The organism is Streptococcus sp. oral taxon 431, assembly GCF_001553685.1.
Lineage (GTDB): Bacteria > Bacillota > Bacilli > Lactobacillales > Streptococcaceae > Streptococcus.
The window spans coordinates 1,188,795-1,209,048 of sequence record NZ_CP014264.1; the positions used below are offsets into that span (position 1 = coordinate 1,188,795).

Annotated in this window: 24 protein-coding genes; 13 read left to right on the top strand and 11 right to left on the bottom strand. The window is 37.9% G+C overall.

The features are described from left to right. Nucleotides 1–13 precede the first annotated feature (13 nt). The 3 genes from AXE83_RS05540 to AXE83_RS05550 are packed head-to-tail and all read right to left on the bottom strand — an operon-like array spanning nucleotide 14 to nucleotide 2,383. Nucleotides 14–913 (bottom strand): RluA family pseudouridine synthase, encoded by a 900-nt coding sequence (locus AXE83_RS05540; protein WP_060955714.1) that lies wholly within the window; start codon nucleotides 911–913, stop codon nucleotides 14–16. Then, nucleotides 910–1,728, bottom strand: coding sequence for an NAD kinase (locus tag AXE83_RS05545; protein ID WP_025171265.1), 819 nt, complete (start codon nucleotides 1,726–1,728; stop codon nucleotides 910–912). Before AXE83_RS05545 ends, AXE83_RS05540 begins: the two co-directional genes overlap by 4 nt. Next, nucleotides 1,712–2,383 (bottom strand): GTP pyrophosphokinase, encoded by a 672-nt coding sequence (locus tag AXE83_RS05550; protein WP_049529686.1) that lies wholly within the window; start codon nucleotides 2,381–2,383, stop codon nucleotides 1,712–1,714. Before AXE83_RS05550 ends, AXE83_RS05545 begins: the two co-directional genes overlap by 17 nt. A 134-nt stretch (nucleotides 2,384–2,517) precedes the next feature. Here AXE83_RS05550 and AXE83_RS05555 point away from each other — a divergent pair, with 134 nt between their 5' ends. The 7 genes from AXE83_RS05555 (at nucleotide 2,518) to AXE83_RS05585 (ending at nucleotide 7,291) form a co-directional block, all read left to right on the top strand. After that, nucleotides 2,518–3,087 (top strand): CYTH domain-containing protein, encoded by a 570-nt coding sequence (locus tag AXE83_RS05555; protein WP_060955715.1) that lies wholly within the window; start codon nucleotides 2,518–2,520, stop codon nucleotides 3,085–3,087. 124 nt (nucleotides 3,088–3,211) lie between these two features. Next, a complete protein-coding gene (locus AXE83_RS05560) occupies nucleotides 3,212–4,156 on the top strand; it encodes a ribose-phosphate diphosphokinase (protein ID WP_001285421.1) in 945 nt (314 codons plus the stop codon). A 15-nt stretch (nucleotides 4,157–4,171) separates the two neighbouring features. Next, nucleotides 4,172–5,287, top strand: a complete 1,116-nt coding sequence (locus AXE83_RS05565) for a cysteine desulfurase family protein (protein ID WP_060955716.1) — start codon at nucleotides 4,172–4,174, stop codon at nucleotides 5,285–5,287. A 4-nt stretch (nucleotides 5,288–5,291) separates the two neighbouring features. Continuing rightward, nucleotides 5,292–5,639, top strand: coding sequence for a DUF1831 domain-containing protein (locus tag AXE83_RS05570; RefSeq protein WP_045762949.1), 348 nt, complete (start codon nucleotides 5,292–5,294; stop codon nucleotides 5,637–5,639). Between the two features lie 9 nt (nucleotides 5,640–5,648). Continuing rightward, nucleotides 5,649–5,864 carry a DUF4649 family protein gene (locus AXE83_RS05575; RefSeq protein WP_060955717.1) on the top strand — a complete coding sequence of 72 codons (216 nt, stop codon included), beginning with the start codon at nucleotides 5,649–5,651 and terminating at the stop codon, nucleotides 5,862–5,864. Between the two features lie 80 nt (nucleotides 5,865–5,944). After that, nucleotides 5,945–6,586: a redox-sensing transcriptional repressor Rex gene (locus AXE83_RS05580; RefSeq protein WP_060955718.1), complete on the top strand. Its 642-nt coding sequence runs from the start codon at nucleotides 5,945–5,947 to the stop codon at nucleotides 6,584–6,586. A 15-nt stretch (nucleotides 6,587–6,601) separates the two neighbouring features. Continuing rightward, the gene (locus AXE83_RS05585) at nucleotides 6,602–7,291 is read left to right on the top strand and encodes a gamma-glutamyl-gamma-aminobutyrate hydrolase family protein (protein WP_060955719.1); all 690 of its coding nucleotides are present in this window, start codon (nucleotides 6,602–6,604) and stop codon (nucleotides 7,289–7,291) included. Nucleotides 7,292–7,315: 24 nt separating this feature from the next. On the opposite strand, the gene radC is transcribed toward AXE83_RS05585, so the two are convergent. Both radC and AXE83_RS05595 read right to left on the bottom strand, forming a co-directional pair. Further along, complete coding sequence (radC, locus tag AXE83_RS05590) at nucleotides 7,316–7,996, bottom strand: RadC family protein (protein WP_060955720.1); 681 nt, start codon at nucleotides 7,994–7,996, stop codon at nucleotides 7,316–7,318. Nucleotides 7,997–8,059: 63 nt separating this feature from the next. Continuing rightward, the gene (locus AXE83_RS05595; RefSeq protein ID WP_060956378.1) at nucleotides 8,060–9,340 is read right to left on the bottom strand and encodes an O-acetylhomoserine aminocarboxypropyltransferase/cysteine synthase family protein; all 1,281 of its coding nucleotides are present in this window, start codon (nucleotides 9,338–9,340) and stop codon (nucleotides 8,060–8,062) included. Nucleotides 9,341–9,558: 218 nt separating this feature from the next. Between AXE83_RS05595 and AXE83_RS05600 the strand changes: the two genes are divergently transcribed. The 3 genes from AXE83_RS05600 (at nucleotide 9,559) to AXE83_RS05610 (ending at nucleotide 13,236) form a co-directional block, all read left to right on the top strand. Continuing rightward, nucleotides 9,559–10,254, top strand: a complete 696-nt coding sequence (locus tag AXE83_RS05600; protein WP_060955721.1) for a VIT1/CCC1 transporter family protein — start codon at nucleotides 9,559–9,561, stop codon at nucleotides 10,252–10,254. A gap of 335 nt (nucleotides 10,255–10,589) precedes the next feature. Next, complete coding sequence (locus AXE83_RS05605) at nucleotides 10,590–12,584, top strand: DUF1430 domain-containing protein (RefSeq protein ID WP_060955722.1); 1,995 nt, start codon at nucleotides 10,590–10,592, stop codon at nucleotides 12,582–12,584. 1 nt (nucleotide 12,585) lies between these two features. Further along, complete coding sequence (locus AXE83_RS05610) at nucleotides 12,586–13,236, top strand: ABC transporter ATP-binding protein (RefSeq protein WP_060955723.1); 651 nt, start codon at nucleotides 12,586–12,588, stop codon at nucleotides 13,234–13,236. 104 nt (nucleotides 13,237–13,340) lie between these two features. Here the strand turns inward: AXE83_RS05610 and AXE83_RS05615 are convergent, their stop codons facing one another. From AXE83_RS05615 to AXE83_RS05625, 3 genes are read right to left on the bottom strand one after another with little or no spacing between them, the layout of a single operon-like run. Next, nucleotides 13,341–13,613: a PspC domain-containing protein gene (locus AXE83_RS05615; protein ID WP_060955724.1), complete on the bottom strand. Its 273-nt coding sequence runs from the start codon at nucleotides 13,611–13,613 to the stop codon at nucleotides 13,341–13,343. Nucleotides 13,614–13,672: 59 nt separating this feature from the next. Then, nucleotides 13,673–14,122 (bottom strand): SprT family protein, encoded by a 450-nt coding sequence (locus tag AXE83_RS05620; RefSeq protein ID WP_060955725.1) that lies wholly within the window; start codon nucleotides 14,120–14,122, stop codon nucleotides 13,673–13,675. Next, on the bottom strand, nucleotides 14,109–16,238 hold the full coding sequence (locus tag AXE83_RS05625) for a Tex family protein (protein WP_060955726.1): 2,130 nt from the start codon (nucleotides 16,236–16,238) through the stop codon (nucleotides 14,109–14,111). Before AXE83_RS05625 ends, AXE83_RS05620 begins: the two co-directional genes overlap by 14 nt. A 155-nt stretch (nucleotides 16,239–16,393) precedes the next feature. Here AXE83_RS05625 and AXE83_RS11515 point away from each other — a divergent pair, with 155 nt between their 5' ends. From AXE83_RS11515 to AXE83_RS05640, 3 genes are read left to right on the top strand one after another with little or no spacing between them, the layout of a single operon-like run. Next, on the top strand, nucleotides 16,394–16,525 hold the full coding sequence (locus tag AXE83_RS11515; RefSeq protein ID WP_060955727.1) for an SPJ_0845 family protein: 132 nt from the start codon (nucleotides 16,394–16,396) through the stop codon (nucleotides 16,523–16,525). After that, nucleotides 16,526–17,431, top strand: a complete 906-nt coding sequence (locus AXE83_RS05635; protein WP_060955728.1) for a permease — start codon at nucleotides 16,526–16,528, stop codon at nucleotides 17,429–17,431. It begins immediately after the preceding gene. Further along, the gene (locus AXE83_RS05640) at nucleotides 17,428–18,243 is read left to right on the top strand and encodes a TIGR03943 family putative permease subunit (protein WP_060955729.1); all 816 of its coding nucleotides are present in this window, start codon (nucleotides 17,428–17,430) and stop codon (nucleotides 18,241–18,243) included. Before AXE83_RS05635 ends, AXE83_RS05640 begins: the two co-directional genes overlap by 4 nt. A 140-nt stretch (nucleotides 18,244–18,383) precedes the next feature. On the opposite strand, the gene AXE83_RS05645 is transcribed toward AXE83_RS05640, so the two are convergent. The 3 genes from AXE83_RS05645 to aguB all read right to left on the bottom strand — a co-directional run bounded on the left by AXE83_RS05645 (nucleotide 18,384) and on the right by aguB (nucleotide 20,253). After that, on the bottom strand, nucleotides 18,384–18,797 hold the full coding sequence (locus AXE83_RS05645) for a type II toxin-antitoxin system death-on-curing family toxin (protein WP_060955730.1): 414 nt from the start codon (nucleotides 18,795–18,797) through the stop codon (nucleotides 18,384–18,386). Further along, nucleotides 18,794–19,030: an AbrB family transcriptional regulator gene (locus AXE83_RS05650; protein ID WP_049504513.1), complete on the bottom strand. Its 237-nt coding sequence runs from the start codon at nucleotides 19,028–19,030 to the stop codon at nucleotides 18,794–18,796. Before AXE83_RS05650 ends, AXE83_RS05645 begins: the two co-directional genes overlap by 4 nt. 347 nt (nucleotides 19,031–19,377) lie before the next feature. Continuing rightward, nucleotides 19,378–20,253 carry an N-carbamoylputrescine amidase gene (gene aguB / locus AXE83_RS05655; RefSeq protein ID WP_060955731.1) on the bottom strand — a complete coding sequence of 292 codons (876 nt, stop codon included), beginning with the start codon at nucleotides 20,251–20,253 and terminating at the stop codon, nucleotides 19,378–19,380. Between the last annotated feature and the right edge of the window lies 1 nt (nucleotide 20,254).

Consider the following 20,254-nt stretch of genomic DNA (forward strand, 5'->3'; position numbering starts at 1 on the left):
GTTTTGACTCCTTTTAAGATAAATTATTATTTGATAACTGAGTTATAAGAGTGTTGAAATCATCCGGCAGTGGACTTTCCATCTCCAACTGCTCTTCAAGAAAAGGATGATAAAACGATAAGTAATGGCAATGCAGAGCTTGACGCTCTATGCCATGTTCAAGACTACCACCATAGAGGTCATCGCCAAGCAAAGGGAAACCGATATGGGAGAAATGAACACGAATCTGGTGTGTCCTTCCCGTATGTAGTCGAATATCAACTAGATGAATATTGCCATAAGACTCCACTATTCGATAGGAAGTATGGGCATATTTACCACCTTTTGCCACTCGTCTAGTGATAATGGAATCTTCGTCACGGGCAATCGGGGCAATAATTTCACCTTGAGGTTCCAGAAAACCATCTCCTTTAACCAGAGCAAAATAGCGCTTTTCAATGGCTTTCTTTTGCAACTGCTTGTCTAGTCTAGCATGAGCATAACCATGTTTAGCAAAAAGCATGAGACCCGAAGTATCGCGATCTAGTCTGGTTACAATGTGAACCTGCTGATTTTCATAGTTCTGTTTCACATAGTAGCCCTTGATAAAGTTGGCAATGGTATTGGAATGATTGACACTAGGAATCGAGGCCACACCAAAGGGTTTGTTTAGAATTAAGAAATGATCATCTTCAAACAGAATATCCAGTGGATAATCAATTGCTTCCAGTGTCTCAAAACCTTCCTCAGGAGGAATGTCGATGACAACCACATCCCCTATATCTAAGAGATAGGTTGCATTTTGTGGATGACCGTTTACGCGAATATCTCCACCTCGAAACTTGATTTTGGCCAGCAAACCTTTAGAGACTTCATGCTTTTTCAGAAAAGTCTTTACCTTGACGTGTTCGTCAGCAATAAATTCAAACCTCATTCATCCACCTCACCAATAAAGGCATCTTTGACACGATTCCAAAAACTAGTATGGCTTGGTGTTGCTACAAAATGAATCTTATGATGGTCTATCTGGTATTCTATTCTTTCAATATTACGGTAAGAATAAATGCTATTGTCAACAGAAATCGTATGATAGTCATTACGAGTTGGTATCAATTCTATCTTATCCTTCTTAGGCACAATGATAGAAGAACCTAAGGTTCTGTAGACACGATTGTTAAGACTCGCAATTTCTGTCAATTGTAGGGCCTCAATAGTAGGATGTAAAACAGCTCCACCAAGAGATTTGTTATAGGCTGTACTCCCGGTTGGCGTCGATACCGTCAGGCCATCTCCTCTAAAACGTTCAAATGGCACTTGGTTAATGATAATATCGGCAACCATAGTCCTATCAGCTCTCCGAATGCTAGCCTCATTCAAAGCTCGGAAAATTTTCACTTCTCCATTTTCCAAAAATATCTTTACATTTAACAGCGGGTAAGACACACGAGCCCCAGTATCCAACTGTAGATTAGTAAGCAGTTGATCTAGTTCAAAATCACGGTAATCCGTATAGAAGCCTAAATGACCTGTGTGAACACCAACGAAGCGAACCTTATCCAGCTGGTCTTCATACTTGTGAAAAGCAGACAAAAGCATCCCATCCCCACCTATGGAAATCACGATATCGGGATGTTTATCATTTAATATAAAGTTATTCTTTTTAAGTCGATCTCTTAATTCATATAAGACTCTTTGACTTTGAGGTTTGCGATTAGCGATTAGATCAATTCGTTTACCTGTATTCTTCATCGGTATCGTCACTATTACCTACCCCGTCATTTAACTTTCTATGCAATGGATCAAAGAGTGCCTGTGCTTCCTGGATATCATCACGAATTTTACTCATTTCTTCATCCAATTGGTGAGATATCCTTGCTGTGATTTCCAGACGTTTCTTAATTTCTTCTGGAAAATCCCCTTGATATTTATAATTTAGAGAATGCTCGATGGTAGCCCAAAAATTCATAGCCAAGGTACGAATCTGAATCTCCACCAGAATCGTTCTTGCCCCCTTGATCGTATCAACTGTATACTCAATAATCAAATGGTAAGAACGATAGCCTGAAGCCTTTCGATGAGTAATGTAGTCACGTTCTTGTACCACTCTCATGTCTTGCCTCTTACGAAGGATGGCAACAACCTCGCTCACGTCATCTACAAATTGAACCATGACGCGTAAACCTGCAATATCTTGCAAGTCCTGTTCCAACGTATCGTATCCAATCCCTCGACGAGCCATTTTTTCTTTTATACTTTCGATCGGTTTGACTCGACCAGTTACAAACTCAATTGGAGAATGTTTATTTTGTTTGCGATATTGTTTTCGAATACCTCGGAGTTTTATCTTCAGCTCTCCGACAGCCTGAATGTAAGGATCTAAAAATTCTTCCCATTCTGTAATCATATATCTTTTTCATCCAATTCTCTATACACTTCGATTTATCTAGCTTTTGATTTTCTAGGAAAAATCTTATACAATAAATACAATGCTTATTATACCATACAATCGCTTTCAAAGATAAGGAAAAAGTAAAAAAAATGAAACATTTAGAAATTGAAATGAAAACACTTCTAATCAAGGATGAATATCAAAGATTGCAGGAGCACTTTTCAGGAGTCACACCTATTACACAAAAAAATTACTACCTAGACACGCCTGATTTTTACCTTCGCAAACATAAAATCGCTATGCGCATTCGTACTTTTGAAAATAGCGCTGAATTGACCATAAAAATCCCACAAAAAGTTGGAAATATGGAGTACAATCAAGATCTCAGTCTTGAGGAAGCAAACCATTGTCTTAAAGAATGTAAACTTCCACAAGGAATGATTCTTGACGAATTGACTAGCCGTGGACTTTCAACCAGTGGCTGGGTAGTTTTAGGTTGCCTAACTACTGTTCGTTACGAAAAGCAAACTCCGATCGGACTCATGGCACTTGATCAGAGCCAATACTTTGATATTGTTGACTATGAGCTTGAATTAGAAGTGGAAGATGGCAACCAAGGAAGTCTTGACTTCCAAGAATTTTTACAAGACAATGAAATCCATTACAAAAAAGCTCCCTCAAAATTGGTTCGTTTTATAGAAAATATGAAAAAATACTGAAATAATCTTCTTTTTTTGATAAAATAAAAGGGATGAAAAATAATAGAATCTGTTGTAGAGAGCATTTATCACTAAAAGTGTTTCACTACAGCGATTCACTTAGTTTAAAGAGGACGGTTTATCGATGTCAGATACAAAAAACATGAAACTTTTCGCACTATCTTCCAACCAGGAAATTGCTCAAAGAATCGCAGATGCTGCAGGTGTTCCACTTGGAAAAGTATCTTCACGCCAATTTTCAGATGGTGAAATCCAAGTTAACATCGAAGAAAGTGTTCGTGGATATGATGTTTATATCATCCAATCAACTAGTTATCCAGTAAATAACCACTTGATGGAACTCTTGATTATGGTTGATGCTTGTGTTCGCGCTAGTGCTAATACTATTAACGTTGTACTTCCATACTTCGGCTACGCTCGCCAAGATCGTATCGCTTCTTCACGCGAACCACTTACTGCAAAACTGGTTGCAAATATGTTGGTCAAAGCCGGAGTTAGTCGTGTATTGACACTTGACCTCCATGCCGTTCAGGTTCAAGGATTCTTTGACATTCCTGTAGATAACCTCTACACAATCCCGCTTTTTGCCAAACACTACTGCGATAAAGGTTTGACTGGTTCAGATGTGGTTGTTGTCAGTCCTAAAAACTCTGGTGTAAAACGTGCTCGTAGTCTTGCAGAATACCTAGATGCTCCAATTGCCATCATTGATTATGCACAAGATGATTCTGAACGCAGTCAAGGTTACATTATCGGGGAGGTTGAAGGTAAGAAAGCAATCTTAATCGATGACATTCTGAATACTGGCCGTACCTTCTCTGAAGCTGCTAAAATCTTAGAACGTGACGGTGCAACTGAAATCTATGCAGTTTCAAGTCATGGACTATTCGTTAACGGTGCTGCAGAGTTATTAGATGCAACAAATATCAAGGAAATCTTGGTTACAGATTCTGTTGTGACAGAAAGTAGAAAACCTAAAAACGTACAATACATCACTGCTAGTGAATTGATTGGTGATGCTATGGTTCGTATTCATGAAAGAAAACCAGTTAGTCCACTATTTAAATAGAAATTAGGTGAGTTTTTGATTTATTTGGATAATGCTGCAACGACTCCGATGTCTTCAGTAGCTATCTCAGCAATGACTCAAGTCATGCAAGAAACTTATGGCAACCCTTCTAGTATTCATGGCCATGGGCGTCAAGCAGGTAAACTATTACGAGAAGCTCGTCAAGAACTAGCAAGTTTACTAGGAACAAAGCCACAACATATATTCTTTACCACTGGTGGTACTGAAAGCAATAATACTGCTATCATCGGCTACTGCCTTCGCCATCAAAATCGTGGGAAGCACATTATCACTACTGCGATTGAGCACCATGCTGTTCTAGAACCCATCAAATACTTGGTTGAAAATTTCGGTTTTGAAGTGACTATTTTACAGCCTGAACATCAAGAAATCACTGCAGACCAAGTCAAAAATGCACTGCGTGAAGATACCATTCTTGTTTCTACTATGTTTGCCAACAATGAAACTGGTACACTGTTACCTATTGCTGAAATTGGTGAGGTTCTAAAAAATCATCCAGCCGTCTATCATGTCGATGCAGTTCAGGCAATCGGTAAATTAGAGATACTTCCCGAAGAATTGGGAATTGATTTTCTCAGTGCTTCTGCACACAAATTTTATGGTCCAAAAGGAGTTGGTTTTCTCTATGCTGCATCTACAGATTTTGATTCCTACCTTCATGGTGGTGATCAAGAGCAGAAAAAAAGAGCAGGAACAGAAAATCTTCCTGCCATTGTAGGAATGGTAGCAGCTCTAAAGGATGATCTTGAAAACCAAGCACAAAACTTTAAAAAAGTTCAACAACTAAAAGACACCTTCTTAAAGGAAATGGCTGAGACAGACTATTACCTCAATCAAGGGAAAGATCAGCTACCTTATGTCCTTAATATTGGATTTCCAGGTCAACGAAATGATCTACTACTTCTTCGTCTGGATCTTGAAGGGATTTCTATTTCAACTGGTTCTGCTTGTACTGCAGGTGTCGTTCAGGTTAGTCATGTTCTTCAGGCTTTCTACGGAGAAGACTCTCCTCGCTTACACGAATCCGTTCGCGTCAGCATTTCACCTCAAAATACAGAGCAAGAAATGATCACTCTCGCACAAACTCTAAAAGAAATCATTGGAGGATAACTCAATGGCATTCGAAAAAACTATTAGTCTCAAAAATTGCCGTTACGATTACACACTTAGCCCAACTGTCAAAAAGTTTACTCTAAAAGATAACACTTTTTTTGAAACAAAGGTTGGTAACTATGAACTAACACGCCTTCTTGAGAAGGTTCCAAATAGTGGGGAAGGTTTCCAACTTAAGATTATTATCAACAAAGACTTAACAGGTGCAAAAATCAACATCACTGATAAATTTGGTCTGCGTTTGGTTGATATCTTTAAGTCAGAAGAAACTCATATCCACCAAGAGAAATTCTACTTCTTGATGGACAGTCTTGTTGAACGTGGTGTCTTCACTAAAAGTGAAAGATAGAAGGTCCCTATGTTTCGATTAACCTATAAGGATACCTATCAAGTCGATCGCCTTTTAGAATACGAAGATTACGAAGCACTCATGCTGTCACTTTCAGGATGTGTGACTCTTCCAGATACGACCGTCATTACTTCTCTTACCTATAAGGGAAAAGAAATCTATCAAGGTCTTCTGGGAGATCTCTATCGTTTTCTATTTCACTATGATTTTACAAAGATAAACTAAGATTTTCTTAGTTTTTTCTTGTTTTTGTTGATTTTTTCACAATCTTTCTATAAAATAGTAGTTAGAAAGGTTGTGATTTTGTGAAAGAAAAACAGTCCACTATTCCTAAAGCAACAGCAAAGAGACTTTCTCTTTATTATCGTATCTTTAAAAGATTTCATGCAGAAAAAATTGAAAGAGCCAACTCAAAACAAATTGCCGAGGCCATTGGTATTGACTCTGCTACTGTTAGACGAGATTTTTCCTACTTTGGTGAACTTGGTCGCCGTGGATTTGGCTACGATGTCAAAAAACTAATGACGTTTTTTGCTGATCTTCTAAATGATAATTCTATTACAAATGTTATGTTGGTGGGTATTGGTAATATGGGGCATGCACTCCTTCACTACCGTTTCCACGAACGAAACAAAATGAAAATCATTATGGCTTTTGATTTGGATGATCATCCTGAAGTTGGGACAAAAACTCCTGATGGAATCCCAATTTATGGAATTTCCCAAATCAAGGATAAAATAAAGAATGCAGATGTTAAAACTGCAATCTTAACAGTTCCGAGTGTCAAATCACAAGAAGTAGCTAATCTCCTTGTCGAAGCAGGTATTAAAGGAATTTTAAGCTTTTCACCCGTTCATCTCCAACTTCCAAAAGATGTGGTAGCTCAGTATGTAGATTTAACTAGTGAATTGCAAACTCTCCTCTATTTCATGAGAAAAGAGGATTAGAAAGCGAAAGCATTTATGAAAAAACCAGTTATTGGGATTACAGGAAACGAAAAAGCTCATCCTGATGATGAGCTTATGATGAGCTATGCTGCGAAAGGCTTTGTTGAAGGAGTCAAGGAAGCTGGGGGAATTCCCATTATCCTACCAATTGGTGATCAAGAAATGGCTAGTTACTACATTGACTTGATTGATAAACTCATTTTAACAGGTGGACAAAATGTCGATCCAAAGTTCTACGGTGAGCCTAAAACAATCGATAGTGATGACTACTACCTTCAACGCGATATTTTTGAGTTAGCACTCATTGAAGAAGCAATCAAACAAAAGAAACCAATTTTTTCTGTTTGTCGAGGCACTCAGCTCTTTAATGTGGCTATGGGAGGAACTCTTTATCAAGATATTGAAGACCATTGGCAGGATACTTCAGCCGAGTATACAACTCAACGTTTAGTCACCGAGCCTGATACTATTCTTCGAGAAATCTATGGAGAAATCTCCCATATCAACTCTTTCCACCATCAGAGTATTAAGGACCTAGCTCCAAATCTCAAGGTTGTAGCTCATGATCCTAAAGATGGAATTATCGAGGCTGTTACAACAACGGATGGTTTTCCTTACCTCGGTGTTCAATGGCATCCAGAATTTCTCTTTGAAAATCGCCCCAAAGATAAAACACTTTTCGACTATGTCGTCAATGAATTGTAAAAACCTGTATCATATACAGGTTTTTTACACCAGATCCGTCTTCTCACGGTAACTAAAATAATCGGAATGTGAGACGATAAGATGATCCAATAAGACCAACCCCATTAATTCGCAGGCTTCTTTAACAAGCTTCGTAACATGGTCATCATTTCTACTCGGCATGACAGCACCAGATGGATGATTATGAACCAGAATCACAGATGTTGCCATATGCTTCAAAGCATAGTGGAGAATTTCCCTTGGTTCAGCAATACTTCTAGTAGCTGAGCCGATAAAAATGGTTTGCTGATGAATGATTTGATTTTGAGTATTCAGATAGAGCGCCACCAGGTGCTCTTGTTTTTTATCTCCCAGTTCAGCTTGCATCTTTTTAGCCAGTCTTTGACTACTGAGGATACTCTCTGCCTCAATGGTTTCTTGTTTATGAATACGATGGCCCAATTCAATCATGGCTTGCAATTCAATAGCTTTTACTCTACCTATACCTGATAAACTCTGTAGTTCTTGCAAGGTCATTTTTTTCAAATCAGTTAAGCAATTTAATTGATTCAATACTTTTTGAGCGATTTCAAAAACAGTAGATTGACGAGTTCCTGTTCTAAGTAAAATAGCTAGTAATTCCTGATTACTCAAACTCTCTACTCCTTCTGTCACCAGCCGTTCTCGTGGTAAGAGCGAATCTTGTTGAAAAGAAATACTATACATAAAAATCCTCCTCACTTAATTATTCGTGAGAAGGATGGTAAACCAGATAAAATTTATCTATTTTTAAATATTTTCAAGAGCAAGACGCAAATCTTCAATCAAATCATCAACATTTTCAAGACCAATTGATAGACGGATTTGATTTTTAGTTACCCCTGCTGCTTCTAGATCTGAATCAGACAACTGGGCATGAGTTGTAGTTGCTGGATGAACGACTAATGATTTTGCATCTGCTACGTTGGCAAGGTTTGAAAAGATTTCTAAGCTATCAATCACCTTACGCGCTTCTGCTTCTCCACCCTTAACGTGGAAGGTAAAGATAGAACCTACACCTTTTGGTAGGTATTTTTCAGCCAAGGCATGGTAAGGGCTATCAGCTAATTTTGGATAGTTAACTTTTTCAACCTTTGGATGCTTCACAAGGAAATCAACGATTTTTTCAGCGTTTTGAACATGGCGTTCTACACGGAGAGAAAGTGTTTCAAGACCTTGCAAGAGCAAGAATGAGTTAAATGGTGAAAGGGCAGCTCCCATATCGCGAAGCAATTGAACACGAGCAGCAACGATAAAAGCTGCAGCACCAACATCACGAGTATAGCTGATATTGTGGTAGCTTGGATCTTCTTCGACTAATTGAGGGAATTTCCCTGAAGCTACCCAGTCAAACTTCCCACTATCAACAATAACACCACCAATAGTTGTACCGTGTCCACCGATAAACTTAGTTGCTGAGTGAACCGCAATGTCAACACCATGAGAAAAGACATTGATGAGGTAAGGTGTTGCAAAAGTATTGTCAGTAACCAATGGAATCTGGTGTTTATGAGCAATTTCAGCAATCTTTTCAATATCAGGAATGTTGATAACTGGATTACCCAAAGTCTCGATCAAAACAAGTTTGGTATTATCTTTAATAGCTACCTCTACTTCTTCTAGATTATCGATATCTACAAATGTTGTGGTAATTCCATATCGAGGAAGGGTTTCCTTCAAAAGGTTAAAGGTACCACCGTAGATAGTTGAAGCTGCAACAACATGATCACCTGCGTGAGCAAGTCCAAGAATAGTATAAGTAAGAGCTGCCATCCCAGATGCTGTGGCAAGAGCACCAACACCACCTTCAAGAGCTGCAATACGCTCTTCAAAGGCTGAAGTTGTTGGGTTTGTGATACGAGTATAGATATTACCAGCCTTCTGAAGTGCAAAAAGTTCTGCACCTTCTTGTGTATCTTCAAAGACAAAGGATGTTGTTTGGTAAATTGGTACAGCACGAGACTTGGTAGTAGCGTCTACCACTTGTCCTGCATGCAATTGAAGAGTTTCAAATTTAAATTCGCGAGTCATCATCAGACCTCCAAAGATTTCATTAGGTTCATTGTATCACCTATTACACTAGGTTACAAATACAACTTTGTTATATATTGGCATAAGCAATAGCTATGGCTATGCCCGATTGAGATAAATAGCAATCTTTTATTAGAATTGTAGAACTTTTTTCAGATAGTTAAAAATGTTTGTTTTCACTTCTCCTATACTTTATACTAGATATAAAGGAGAATACTATGACAGAAAATAAACATGAAATAGATACAAACTTTGCTGGTCGTTTAAATATCCTACGTGCTGGTGTTCTTGGAGCTAATGACGGGATTATTTCCATTGCAGGTGTTGTTATCGGGGTTGCCAGTGCAACCAGCAATATCTGGATTATCTTTCTCTCAGGTTTAGCAGCAATCTTAGCAGGTGCATTTTCTATGGCTGGAGGCGAGTATGTCTCTGTATCTACTCAAAAAGACACTGAGGAAGCCGCTGTAGCGCGTGAACAATTACTTTTGGATAAGGATCTCGAAGCTGCAAAAAAATCCCTCTATGCTGCTTATCTTCAAAATGGTGAGTGTGAAACTTCAGCTCAACTTTTAGTCAATAAAGCCTTTCTAAAAAATCCACTCAAGGCTTTGGTTGAAGAAAAATACGGAATAGAGTATGAAGAGTTTACCAATCCTTGGCATGCTGCTGCATCTAGCTTTATTGCCTTCGTACTTGGTAGCCTACCACCAATGCTTTCGATTATTATTTTCCCAAGCGAATACAGAATCCCTGCTACTGTTGTTATTGTAGCAATTTCTCTATTAGTTACTGGCTACACCAGTGCTAAACTTGGAAAAGCACCAACCAAAACAGCTATGATTCGTAACCTTTGTATCGGTTTGTTGACCATGGGAGTTACCTATCTATTCGGACAGTTGTTTAGTATTTAAAAAAGATACCGAGCGGTATCTTTTTTTATCCAAACATAAACAATTAAGTAAAACTACCAAAACCAACCTATATTATCATTAATTGGTTCAGCCTCTTTTATCTTACATTTTTGTAAGATTGAGGAATTTTTTTGAAAATGGCTACTATAAGAAGTCCTGTCATTGCTTGTTTTATTCTTAAAAAAATAGTAAAATTAAGTTATGAAAAGGCTTTCTTTAACATCTTGTAAAAGAATTGGCTTTCTGCTAATTTTTTTTAAAGGTGCTAAACTATCATTCGTATCACTGCTATAAGGAGGGAGGTTCAGCTTCCTCTTTTTTAGAAAGAGGTTCCTATGAAACGTGTTTTTCTCTTCATCAGCAATCTTCTTTTAACTTTCTTCCTCATTGCCACTCTGTCCTTTTGGAAAGACTCTCTTCCACAAATCCTGTTCCCAGGTGCAGCAGTATTAAGCGGGCAAGCAGATTATTCTACCGTTAAGGAAAAATTAAATAGTCTTGCTAAAGAACATAATAGTCTTATCGCAAGAACCATTTGGGAAGTAGATAGTGATGGAAAATCAAGAACTCTCTACGAAGCTTTTGGAGATGGGCAACTCCCAGACTGGATGCCTCCAGCAAGTCAAGAAAGCATTCACAAGAGCGATCTTCTCAACAACTACAATATTATCAGCGGATCCCTAACTAGTCAAGAATTGGCTACTCATCTGAAAGAACTTGGACTAGAAAAAGCGAATGCATTTGAAAATGACAGAGTATCCTTCGTACTGGCCATCTTTACCCAACCTGATCAGCTCATCAGTATGTTAATCTTTTTGCTGACTTTCTTAGCTTTAATTGTTATCGGTCAGATTCAATCTCTTTCTCAGTCAGGGATTAGATTGATTTCTGGAGAGCGGCTGAGCTATCTCTTCTTTCGTTCTCTCGCAAGAGACGGACTTGATATCCTTCTTTTTGGTCTACCTGCTTTGCTGATAGCATGTATCTTGCTCATTTCCTTGGGATATCCTTATGAAGTTCAGACTTTTCTAGGAATACTTTTTATTCTTTACAATAGCCTACTTCTCTTACTTAGTCTTCTAATTGCCTTTCTTTTTACCATTTCTTTAAAAAAAGTCCATCTCCTCTCTATCATCAAAGGAAAATTACCAATCAAGTCAATTCTACGCATTCTCTACTTTGGTCAGGTACTTGCCATTCTACTGGTTATTGTAGGATTTGGACGTATGTCTACTTACTATCATATACTTGAGAAAAATGAGGCTGGACAAGCTACTTGGGAACAACGCTCCAATGTTGTTACTCTTAAAACAGGGCGTTCCAGTCAGATGAAAAATTTAGATGAACTGCAGACAAATGCTGATAAATGGTTTGACTTTATTCAATATTCTTTAGAAAATGGAAATGCCTTTCTAGTCAAACATAATCTCGCTATTCAAGCTATAAAACATTCTCTTTCAACTCATAATGATTCTGAACAAAATCCCTATGACTTGGAAGGGAAAAATATTCTCTATGTAACACCTGACTACTTCAAAAAAGAAGGTATAGAGTTAACATCAGAAACCTTTAAAAAAATCAATAATCTAAAAGATGGACAGGTTCTTGTAATACTACCTCAAGAACAAAAGAAAAATGAGGAACAAATAAAACAAAACATACAAGAAGATTTAACTAATCAATTATACAGTAGTGATACAAAGCATAGAGTCGAAGTTAGTATAACTTATACTGATCAAAAAAAAGATGTATTCATTTATAATACCACCCATATCGCTTATGATCAATGGTTATCAAATCCCATCTTTCTTGTGCTTTCTCCTAAAGCACTTGGTAAGGCTTCCTCCATCTTCTGGTTTACAAATCTAGAATATCTCTATTTTACAGACCTCCACCAGACACAAGAACTTTTGAAACACTATCAACTTGATCAAATGGTCTCAGGGCTATCGTCTGCTAGGGAAACCTATCTCCAGTTAAATCAAAAAATTAAAATCGAAATTTTTAGTAACTTAGCGAGTGCTATGTTTGCTATTTTGACTTCAATTTTGCTGTTTACAAGTTTAAATCTGCTCTATTTTGAAGCCTTTCGCAAAACCATATTCTTGAAAAAAATAGCAGGCTATTATTTCTTTGAATTACACAATAGATATATCACTTCTCAAATAGCAACTCTCTTTCTCGGAAGTGGTCTAGCTTTCATTATTTCTAAGAATATCTGGATTACCCTGATCCTATTTTTCAGCTTTTTAAGTTTAGCCGTTCTTCTATTGAAGATCTTTGATAAGAAGGAAAGCAAAACCTATGTTAGCATTATCAAAGGAGGATAGCATGATTGAATTGCAACATATTTGGAAACAATTTGGTTCTCGTATTATTTTTTCAGACTTGAATCTGAATTTTCAAAGTGGTATGGTGTATGCTTTGATAGGAGACAGTGGTTGTGGAAAAACCACTTTGCTCAATATGCTTGCAAAACTAGAGACTTTCGATAAAGGAGAAATAGTTTACAAAGGAAAGTCTTTGACTTCACTAAAAAATGAGGAATTTTATCGTAACGAACTAGGTTATCTCTTCCAGAATTTTGGACTATTAGAAAGTCAGACCATCCGAGAAAACCTTGAGCTAGGACTGATTGGTAAAAAGAAAAACAAAAAACAAGAGAAAGAGAGACTTCTTCTTCAAGCACTGCAAGCTGTCAGACTGGATTATCTAAGTCTCAACCAAAACATCTATGAATTATCTGGTGGTGAAGCTCAACGCATAGCACTTGCTAAGATTATCCTGAAAGACCCTCCCTTAATTCTAGCTGATGAGCCTACCGCCTCGCTAGACCCCAAAAATTCCAAGGAAATTATGGAAATTCTCCTTGAACTTCGTAATGCTAATAGAACAATTATCATCGCAACTCACAATCCTAGTATTTGGAAAATGGCTGATCAGGTAATTCGTCTTTCTAAATACGAACCAGAATATAATTAAATACCAAAATCCCTTGTGGTTATTTAGCCACAAGGGATTTTCAATCATTTATGCTACTTCTTTTAAGTATCATAGTGCAAATAATAAATATTTACTGTTAAATCTCACCAAAACCAACCTTCGTCATCATTGATTGGTTTGGCATCTTTGATCTTGCGTGGGCCTGTTCCATACATTTCAGCTTCAATATCTTCCTTTGTTGGCAAGATAGAGGCTAAGATGATGTAGATGATGATTCCAAGTCCGAAGTTTGCGATTGTAAAGATAGCAAAAATGAAGCGCACAAGGGTGACGTCAAGATCCCACTTATCAGATAGACCTGCAAGAACACCTGATATCATGCGATTTCTTCTCATTTTATAAAATTTTGTATTCATAATTTATTCCTCTTTCGGATTTCTTAATCTTAGTATAGCACTAAGCTAGATTTGCTACATCAGTCCTTAGGCCGATTTAACAAGAGGACCTTTCCTCGACAGAGACCACAACGATAACGCTTGGTATCGATTTTTCGCTTTCTTTGATAGATTTGCTGACAAGACTGACAAACATAGACTAAGCTTGGTTTTTGATTGGAACTTGACAAGGGAGGAACAAAGCGGAGACCGTCTACCTCTTTTAAAAGTTGCTTAAAGGCTAAATCTTTATGCTGATAGCCCTTGCCTTCAAAGTAAAGATGGTAATGGCAGAGCTCATGACGAACAATTTTACGAAAAACCTCTAAACCAAGTTCTTGATAAACTTTGGGATTAAAATCTAAATGCCCATCCTTAGGGAAAAAACGTCCACCTGTCGACCGTAGACGAGTATTCCACTGAGCTTGGTGTTTGAAAGGTTTTCCAAAATCTTCTATAGAAACCTGTTTAACGTAATCAGTTAGATTCATTTGGAGCTAGGAGCGACAGATTCACTTTTTCGCGGTCAGCATCGATTTTTTTAACCCAAACGGTTACCAAATCGCCAACCGATACTACTTGACTTGGATGTTTGATAAATTTCTTACTCATGTGAGAAATATGAATGAGACCATCCTCGTGAATACCAATATCAACAAAGGCACCGAAGTCAACGACGTTGCGCACAACTCCTTCAAGCTTTTGCCCAACTTGTAAGTCTTTGATATCCAAGACATCCTGGCGAAGAACTGGAGCGTCAAAAGAGTCACGGAAATCACGACCTGGTTTGAGAAGGTCTGCGATAATATCTTTAAGTGTTTCTTGACCAAGGTCTAGCTCTTGGGCCATTTCCTTGATTGAAATAGATTTGAGTTTGGCTTGCGCTTCTTCATTTAGGTCTTTAATGTCCAAACGTTTAAAGAGTTCCTTGACTGCAGCATAGTTTTCTGGGTGAACACCAGTATTGTCAAGGATATTGCTACTTTCAGGGATACGGAGGAATCCTGCAGCCTGTTCAAACGCTTTAGCACCTAAACGAGGGACTTTCTTGATTTGAGCTCGTGAGGTGATTTTACCTTCTTCTTCACGATACTTAACAATATTTTCTGAAATAGTTTTGTTAAGCCCTGCGACATGAGAAAGCAAGGCTGGACTAGCTGTATTGATATTGACACCGACTTGGTTCACTACTGTATCAACAACAAAGTCAAGACTTTCAGACAGTTTTTTCTGACTAACATCGTGCTGATACTGGCCAACACCGATGGATTTAGGGTCAATTTTAACCAATTCAGCAAGGGGATCTTGCAAACGGCGAGCAATTGAGATAGCCGAACGTTTTTCAACGGTTAGTTCTGGAAACTCCTGACGGGCAAGTTCACTAGCAGAGTAGACAGATGCACCGCTCTCATTAACGATGACATAACTAACTTCTGGAAAATCCTTGAGCACTTCGGCGACAAAAGCTTCACTTTCACGACTAGCAGTTCCATTTCCGATAGCAATGATTTCAACACCGTATTGGCCAATCAAATCTGCCAAATCACGCTTAGCTTCTTCAATCTGACGAGCTGAAGCTGGTTTGACTGGATAAATGACTTGCGTTGTCAGCATCTTACCAGTCGTATCTACGACCGCAAGCTTGGCACCTGTACGAAAGGCAGGGTCAAATCCAAGAACCACGCGCCCTTTAAGAGGTGCTACCAAGAGGAGATTACGCAGATTGTCAGAAAATAGTTGAATGGCTCCTTCTTCTGCCTTCTCAGTTAATTCTGTCCGAATACGGCGCTCAATAGCTGGCAGTACTTTCTTCTTAACTGATTGCTGAATAACTTCGTCAATATAGGCATTTTTAACCTTAAAACGAGCAGCAAAGAAAGCAAGAATACGGTCCGTCGCATGTTCAAAACCGACCTTTAAGACACCTAGCTTCTCCCCACGATTAAGGGCAAGTGTACGGTAGCCCTGCATGTTAGCAACCGTCTCTGAGAAATCATAATAAATCTGAAAGACTTGCTTTTCATCTAGAGTTTCGTCTTTCAGTTGAGAAGTGATTTTAGAATTTTCAAGGACTTCGCGATAAGCAATAGCACGAAGTGTAGGATCCTCAGATAGAGCCTCAACTAAGATGTCTACTGCTCCAGCCAAGGCTTCTTTGCCACTAGAAAAACCTTCACTGACAAATTTTTCTGCTTCAGCTTCTAAATGAGGAACATTTTGTAAAATCAAGCGAGCAAGTGGAAAGAGTCCGGCTTCACGCGCAATCGTTGCCTTGGTGCGACGTTTTTCCTTATAGGGAAGATAGAGTTCTTCTACATCTGCTAGTTTTTCAGCTGCTAGGATAGCTTCTTCCAATTCCTTGGTCAACTTTCCTTGTTCTTGAATCTTAGCTAAGACCGCTTCCTTACGATCATTGAGGTTGGTAAGACTTTTATCAAGGTCAATAATAGCCTTGATAGCAACCTCATCCAAACTACCAGTCATGTCTTTCCGATAACGAGCGATAAAGGGAATGGTTGCTCCTTCTGCTGTCAAAGACAAGACCGTATCAATTTGCTTTAAGGTTACACCCAAATCTTGGGAAATTTTTTCATATTTTTTATCCATAGAACTATTATACCATAAGGAAGAAAGCTTGTTTTCATTAATTAGTTGCTTTATTTCAACTTTATAAAGATAAAAGCCATGTTTATTTTAAAATCCAACTATTTCTTAGAAATAATAGTATAATAGTGTTAACTAAAAGAATCGAGGTATGCCTTATGGCTGTTAAATTTACAAAAACTGATGACTTAGATAAGATGTTCGAAGAATTCGCTAAACTACCTGATTTAAAGCAAGTAACATTTCCAGATGACAAAGAAAAAATAGATAAGGCAGAAAAGAAAAAATAGATGACGATTTTTCAAAGTCTGCCTTCGAGTATTTTACAAGCTGGCGCTATTTTTCTATCAATCATCATTGAAGCCCTACCTTTCGTTTTGATTGGAAGCATTATTTCTGGTGCTATCGAAGTCTATGTGACTCCTGAGAAAGTTTATAGATTTCTCCCTAAAAATCGCTTGGGGAGAATCTTTTTTGGTACATTTATAGGGTTTCTCTTCCCATCTTGTGAGTGTGGAATTGTTCCGATCATCAACCGCTTCTTGGAGAAGAAGGTTCCAAGCTATACAGCTGTTCCATTTCTAGTAACAGCTCCTATCATCAATCCCATCGTACTCTTTGCGACCTATTCGGCCTTTAGTAATTCATTTAAAATGGTGTTACTACGTGCTTTGGGCTCTATTCTCGTTGCTACTATATTGGGTATTTTCCTTGGATTTTTTTGGGAAGAACCCATTCAGAAGGAAAATAGGCTGGCTTGTCATGAGCATGATTTTTCTCACTTGACTTCAGGTCAGAAACTTCTTCAGGTCTTCATCCAAGCTATTGATGAATTCTTTGATATGGGGCGTTATTTGGTTTTTGGCTGTCTGTTTGCCAGCATTGTCCAGGTCTATGTACCAACTCGGATCCTGACTTCTATCAGTGCAACACCACTCCTTGCTATCGTTCTCTTGATGATCCTATCCTTCCTTCTATCACTCTGTAGTGAAGCTGATGCCTTTATTGGCTCTTCGCTTCTCTCTAGTTTTGGCTTTGCTCCAGTGCTTGCCTTTCTGGTTATAGGCCCTATGCTTGATGTCAAAAATCTACTCATGATGAAGAATTATCTTAAAACTCGATTTATTTGGCAATTTATGACAATTGTAACTCTTGTTGTTCTTGTCTATTCTTATCTAGTCGGGGTGATGCTATGATACGATTTTTTATTTTGATGAGTTATTTTTTCTTAACCCTTTATCTACACCTATCAGGTAAGCTCAATCAGTATCTAAACCTCCACTACTCTTATCTGGCTTATATCACTATGTTTTTATCTTTGTTACTAGCCATCGTTCAAGCCTATATTTGCTTCAAGCGTTTGAAAGAACATAGTCACTTACATAGTTTTTCAGCCAAGCTTGCTAGTTTTGCCCTCTTAAGTTTACCCTTGTTAGTTGGATTTACTTTTCCAACAGTCACTCTAGATTCGCAAACAGTATCGGCCAAAGGATATTATTTTCCTTTGTCGGAAGGAACTGACAAGGCAATCCAATCAAGTGAAGGAACTAGCAGTCAGTATCTGAAGCCAGATACGAGTAGGTTTTATTCACACACAGCTTATGTAGACACTGTCCGTAAGAGTGCTGATAATTACTTAGCTCAATCTAGTATTGTTATCAAAGATGAGAATTACTTGGAAGTCATGGAGGTCATCTACGATTTTCCAAATGAATTTGAAGGTAAGGAAATCGAGTTTACTGGCTTTGTCTACAATGATCCCAATTACTCTAATAGTCAATTTGTCTTTCGTTTTGGTATCATGCACTGTATCGCTGATTCAGGAGTTTTTGGACTTTTGACTACAGGAAACACCAATCAGTACGAAAATAATACTTGGGTGAGAGTCAAAGGTAAGATTAGCAATCGCTACCACAAAGAACTCAACCAAATCCTCCCAACCCTTGAAGTTCAATCCTTTGTAAAAGTCGATAAACCAGAGAATACTTATGTTTACAAAGAATTTTAAAAAGTAGCCTGAGTGGGCTACTTTTTCTTGTTTAGTAAGGTTGAATATTTGACATATTCAAAAGATTAGTTTTCTGCATTACAGAATTCTAATACTGTCTGTTTATCTATTTTATTCTTATAGGATTTAAACATCCAAGCTTAATTGTTGCCATTAACTCTAAAAGAATGTTCGGAAATCCATTTGGTGTAGCTAGCTAATCCTTCATCTGTTAAGGATTCTACTGCAATAGTTACACACATATCCACCGCTTCTTCAACTGTTACAGAAAAACGATAACCATTTAACTGTAGAAATTTCACCAAAACGAAGAAAGCAGTTCGTTTATTAGCGTTGGCAAAAACATGCTTCTTGATTAATTGGACAAATAGTATCGTTGCCTTATCAAAAATTGTTGGATAAAGAGGTTTGCCAAAAACAAATTGTTCTGGTAAATTGACAATCATATTTAAGGCAGAAGGACTAACTGTCTGAATTTTTTCATTAGGTGAATACCGTTGAATTGCTAAAGAATTGATTTTTTCAATTTGTCTTTCTGTAAGATAGACTGTCATTTTTCCACCAAAGCTTTGAAAACATCATCGTATTCATCAAAGATTTTATCTAAATTTAAGTCAAAGGCATCATCAGATACATAAGAAATTTGATGTTCAGACTCTTCGGGAGTAAAGATAATTTCACCACTTGGTAACAATTTCGCTTCGTATTTTACACCACTTGGAATATTGAATTCACTTGGAATGGTAATGGTGATTGAATTTCCTTGTTTTCTTGTTTTTACTACCATCTGATTTCCTCCTTTGAAGTATTATAACAAATAATTACCGTAATTACAATGACAGAATATCAGCCAAAATACTCTTGCATGAGAGATTTATTCAAATAACTCATCCGAATAAACCGAATAAGCATTTGGATCAGGGGCTTTGTGGTCGTTCATTGCTTGACCACATCTACAAGTCCATTTTCCCATAATTAACCTCAGTCACGGCTTAATTCTTCAAGAAAAAATTGATTGAGAGCTCCCCAACCTCTCTTATCATTCTTACACTATGTTCATTTTATCAGATTTCTAATACTTTATCAAAAAATTATTATAGTATGTACATAAAAAAGCCTACGATAGGCTTTTTCTCATCTGACAATATCTTTATACATGTCTGGTCTTCTATCTCTAAAGAGACCCCAATTCAGGCGCTCATTTGCTCCTTTGTCAAGGTCATAAGTAGTTAAGAGAATTGCTTCATCTTGTCTTTCGGCTTGAGTCAAAATAGCTCCTGTTTCATCGGTCATAAAGGATGAACCGTAGAAGTTAAGACTGGAACTTTGTCCCCCATTTTCCTCACAAGGTGAGACTTCTTCCAAACCATAACGATTAGCAGCAATAACTGGCACAATATTTGCTGCTGCATGCCCTTGCATAGTACGTTGCCAATGACCACAACTATCTGTATCCAAAATAGGCTCTGAACCGATGGCAGTTGGATAAAAGAGCAATTCTGCACCATTTAGAGCAAGGCAACGGGCTGTTTCAGGAAACCACTGGTCCCAACAGATGCCAATACCAATCTTGGCATAGCGAGTATCCCAAACTTTGAAGCCTGTGTTTCCAGGAGTAAAATAGAACTTTTCTTGATAATAATGGTCATCTGGTATGTGTGTTTTTCGATAAACGCCTAGTACTTCTCCATCTGCATCAATGACAGCAATCGAATTGTATAAGACATTGCCATCTTTTTCATAGAAACTGATCGGTAAAACGACCTTTAGCTCTTTGGCAATTCCTTTGAAATGCTGAATAGCTGTATTTTCAGACACAGACTGGGCATACTGGTAGTAGTCATACTGACGTTCCTGACAGAAATAAGGACGTTCAAATAATTCAGGCAAGAGAATAATTTGGGCTCCTTGCTCCGCAGCTTGTCGAACCAAACGTTCAGCTGTTTGGATATTAGTATCCACATCCTTAGCGCATTGCATCTGAATGGCTGCAACCGTTACATTTCTCATC

What these genes read in the sequence shown, in the direction of transcription:
- AXE83_RS05540 (WP_060955714.1), bottom strand. Translation starts at nt 913, where the DNA reads ATGAGGTTTGAATTTATTGCTGACGAACACGTCAAGGTAAAGACTTTT.
- AXE83_RS05545 (WP_025171265.1), bottom strand. Translation starts at nt 1,728, where the DNA reads ATGAAGAATACAGGTAAACGAATTGATCTAATCGCTAATCGCAAACCT.
- AXE83_RS05550 (WP_049529686.1), bottom strand. Translation starts at nt 2,383, where the DNA reads ATGATTACAGAATGGGAAGAATTTTTAGATCCTTACATTCAGGCTGTC.
- AXE83_RS05555 (WP_060955715.1), top strand. Translation starts at nt 2,518, where the DNA reads ATGAAACATTTAGAAATTGAAATGAAAACACTTCTAATCAAGGATGAA.
- AXE83_RS05560 (WP_001285421.1), top strand. Translation starts at nt 3,212, where the DNA reads ATGTCAGATACAAAAAACATGAAACTTTTCGCACTATCTTCCAACCAG.
- AXE83_RS05570 (WP_045762949.1), top strand. Translation starts at nt 5,292, where the DNA reads ATGGCATTCGAAAAAACTATTAGTCTCAAAAATTGCCGTTACGATTAC.
- AXE83_RS05575 (WP_060955717.1), top strand. Translation starts at nt 5,649, where the DNA reads ATGTTTCGATTAACCTATAAGGATACCTATCAAGTCGATCGCCTTTTA.
- AXE83_RS05585 (WP_060955719.1), top strand. Translation starts at nt 6,602, where the DNA reads ATGAAAAAACCAGTTATTGGGATTACAGGAAACGAAAAAGCTCATCCT.
- radC (WP_060955720.1), bottom strand. Translation starts at nt 7,996, where the DNA reads ATGTATAGTATTTCTTTTCAACAAGATTCGCTCTTACCACGAGAACGG.
- AXE83_RS05595 (WP_060956378.1), bottom strand. Translation starts at nt 9,340, where the DNA reads ATGACTCGCGAATTTAAATTTGAAACTCTTCAATTGCATGCAGGACAA.
- AXE83_RS05600 (WP_060955721.1), top strand. Translation starts at nt 9,559, where the DNA reads ATGACAGAAAATAAACATGAAATAGATACAAACTTTGCTGGTCGTTTA.
- AXE83_RS05605 (WP_060955722.1), top strand. Translation starts at nt 10,590, where the DNA reads ATGAAACGTGTTTTTCTCTTCATCAGCAATCTTCTTTTAACTTTCTTC.
- AXE83_RS05610 (WP_060955723.1), top strand. Translation starts at nt 12,586, where the DNA reads ATGATTGAATTGCAACATATTTGGAAACAATTTGGTTCTCGTATTATT.
- AXE83_RS05615 (WP_060955724.1), bottom strand. Translation starts at nt 13,613, where the DNA reads ATGAATACAAAATTTTATAAAATGAGAAGAAATCGCATGATATCAGGT.
- AXE83_RS05620 (WP_060955725.1), bottom strand. Translation starts at nt 14,122, where the DNA reads ATGAATCTAACTGATTACGTTAAACAGGTTTCTATAGAAGATTTTGGA.
- AXE83_RS05625 (WP_060955726.1), bottom strand. Translation starts at nt 16,238, where the DNA reads ATGGATAAAAAATATGAAAAAATTTCCCAAGATTTGGGTGTAACCTTA.
- AXE83_RS11515 (WP_060955727.1), top strand. Translation starts at nt 16,394, where the DNA reads ATGGCTGTTAAATTTACAAAAACTGATGACTTAGATAAGATGTTCGAA.
- AXE83_RS05635 (WP_060955728.1), top strand. Translation starts at nt 16,526, where the DNA reads ATGACGATTTTTCAAAGTCTGCCTTCGAGTATTTTACAAGCTGGCGCT.
- AXE83_RS05640 (WP_060955729.1), top strand. Translation starts at nt 17,428, where the DNA reads ATGATACGATTTTTTATTTTGATGAGTTATTTTTTCTTAACCCTTTAT.
- AXE83_RS05645 (WP_060955730.1), bottom strand. Translation starts at nt 18,797, where the DNA reads ATGACAGTCTATCTTACAGAAAGACAAATTGAAAAAATCAATTCTTTA.
- AXE83_RS05650 (WP_049504513.1), bottom strand. Translation starts at nt 19,030, where the DNA reads ATGGTAGTAAAAACAAGAAAACAAGGAAATTCAATCACCATTACCATT.
- aguB (WP_060955731.1), bottom strand. Translation starts at nt 20,253, where the DNA reads ATGAGAAATGTAACGGTTGCAGCCATTCAGATGCAATGCGCTAAGGAT.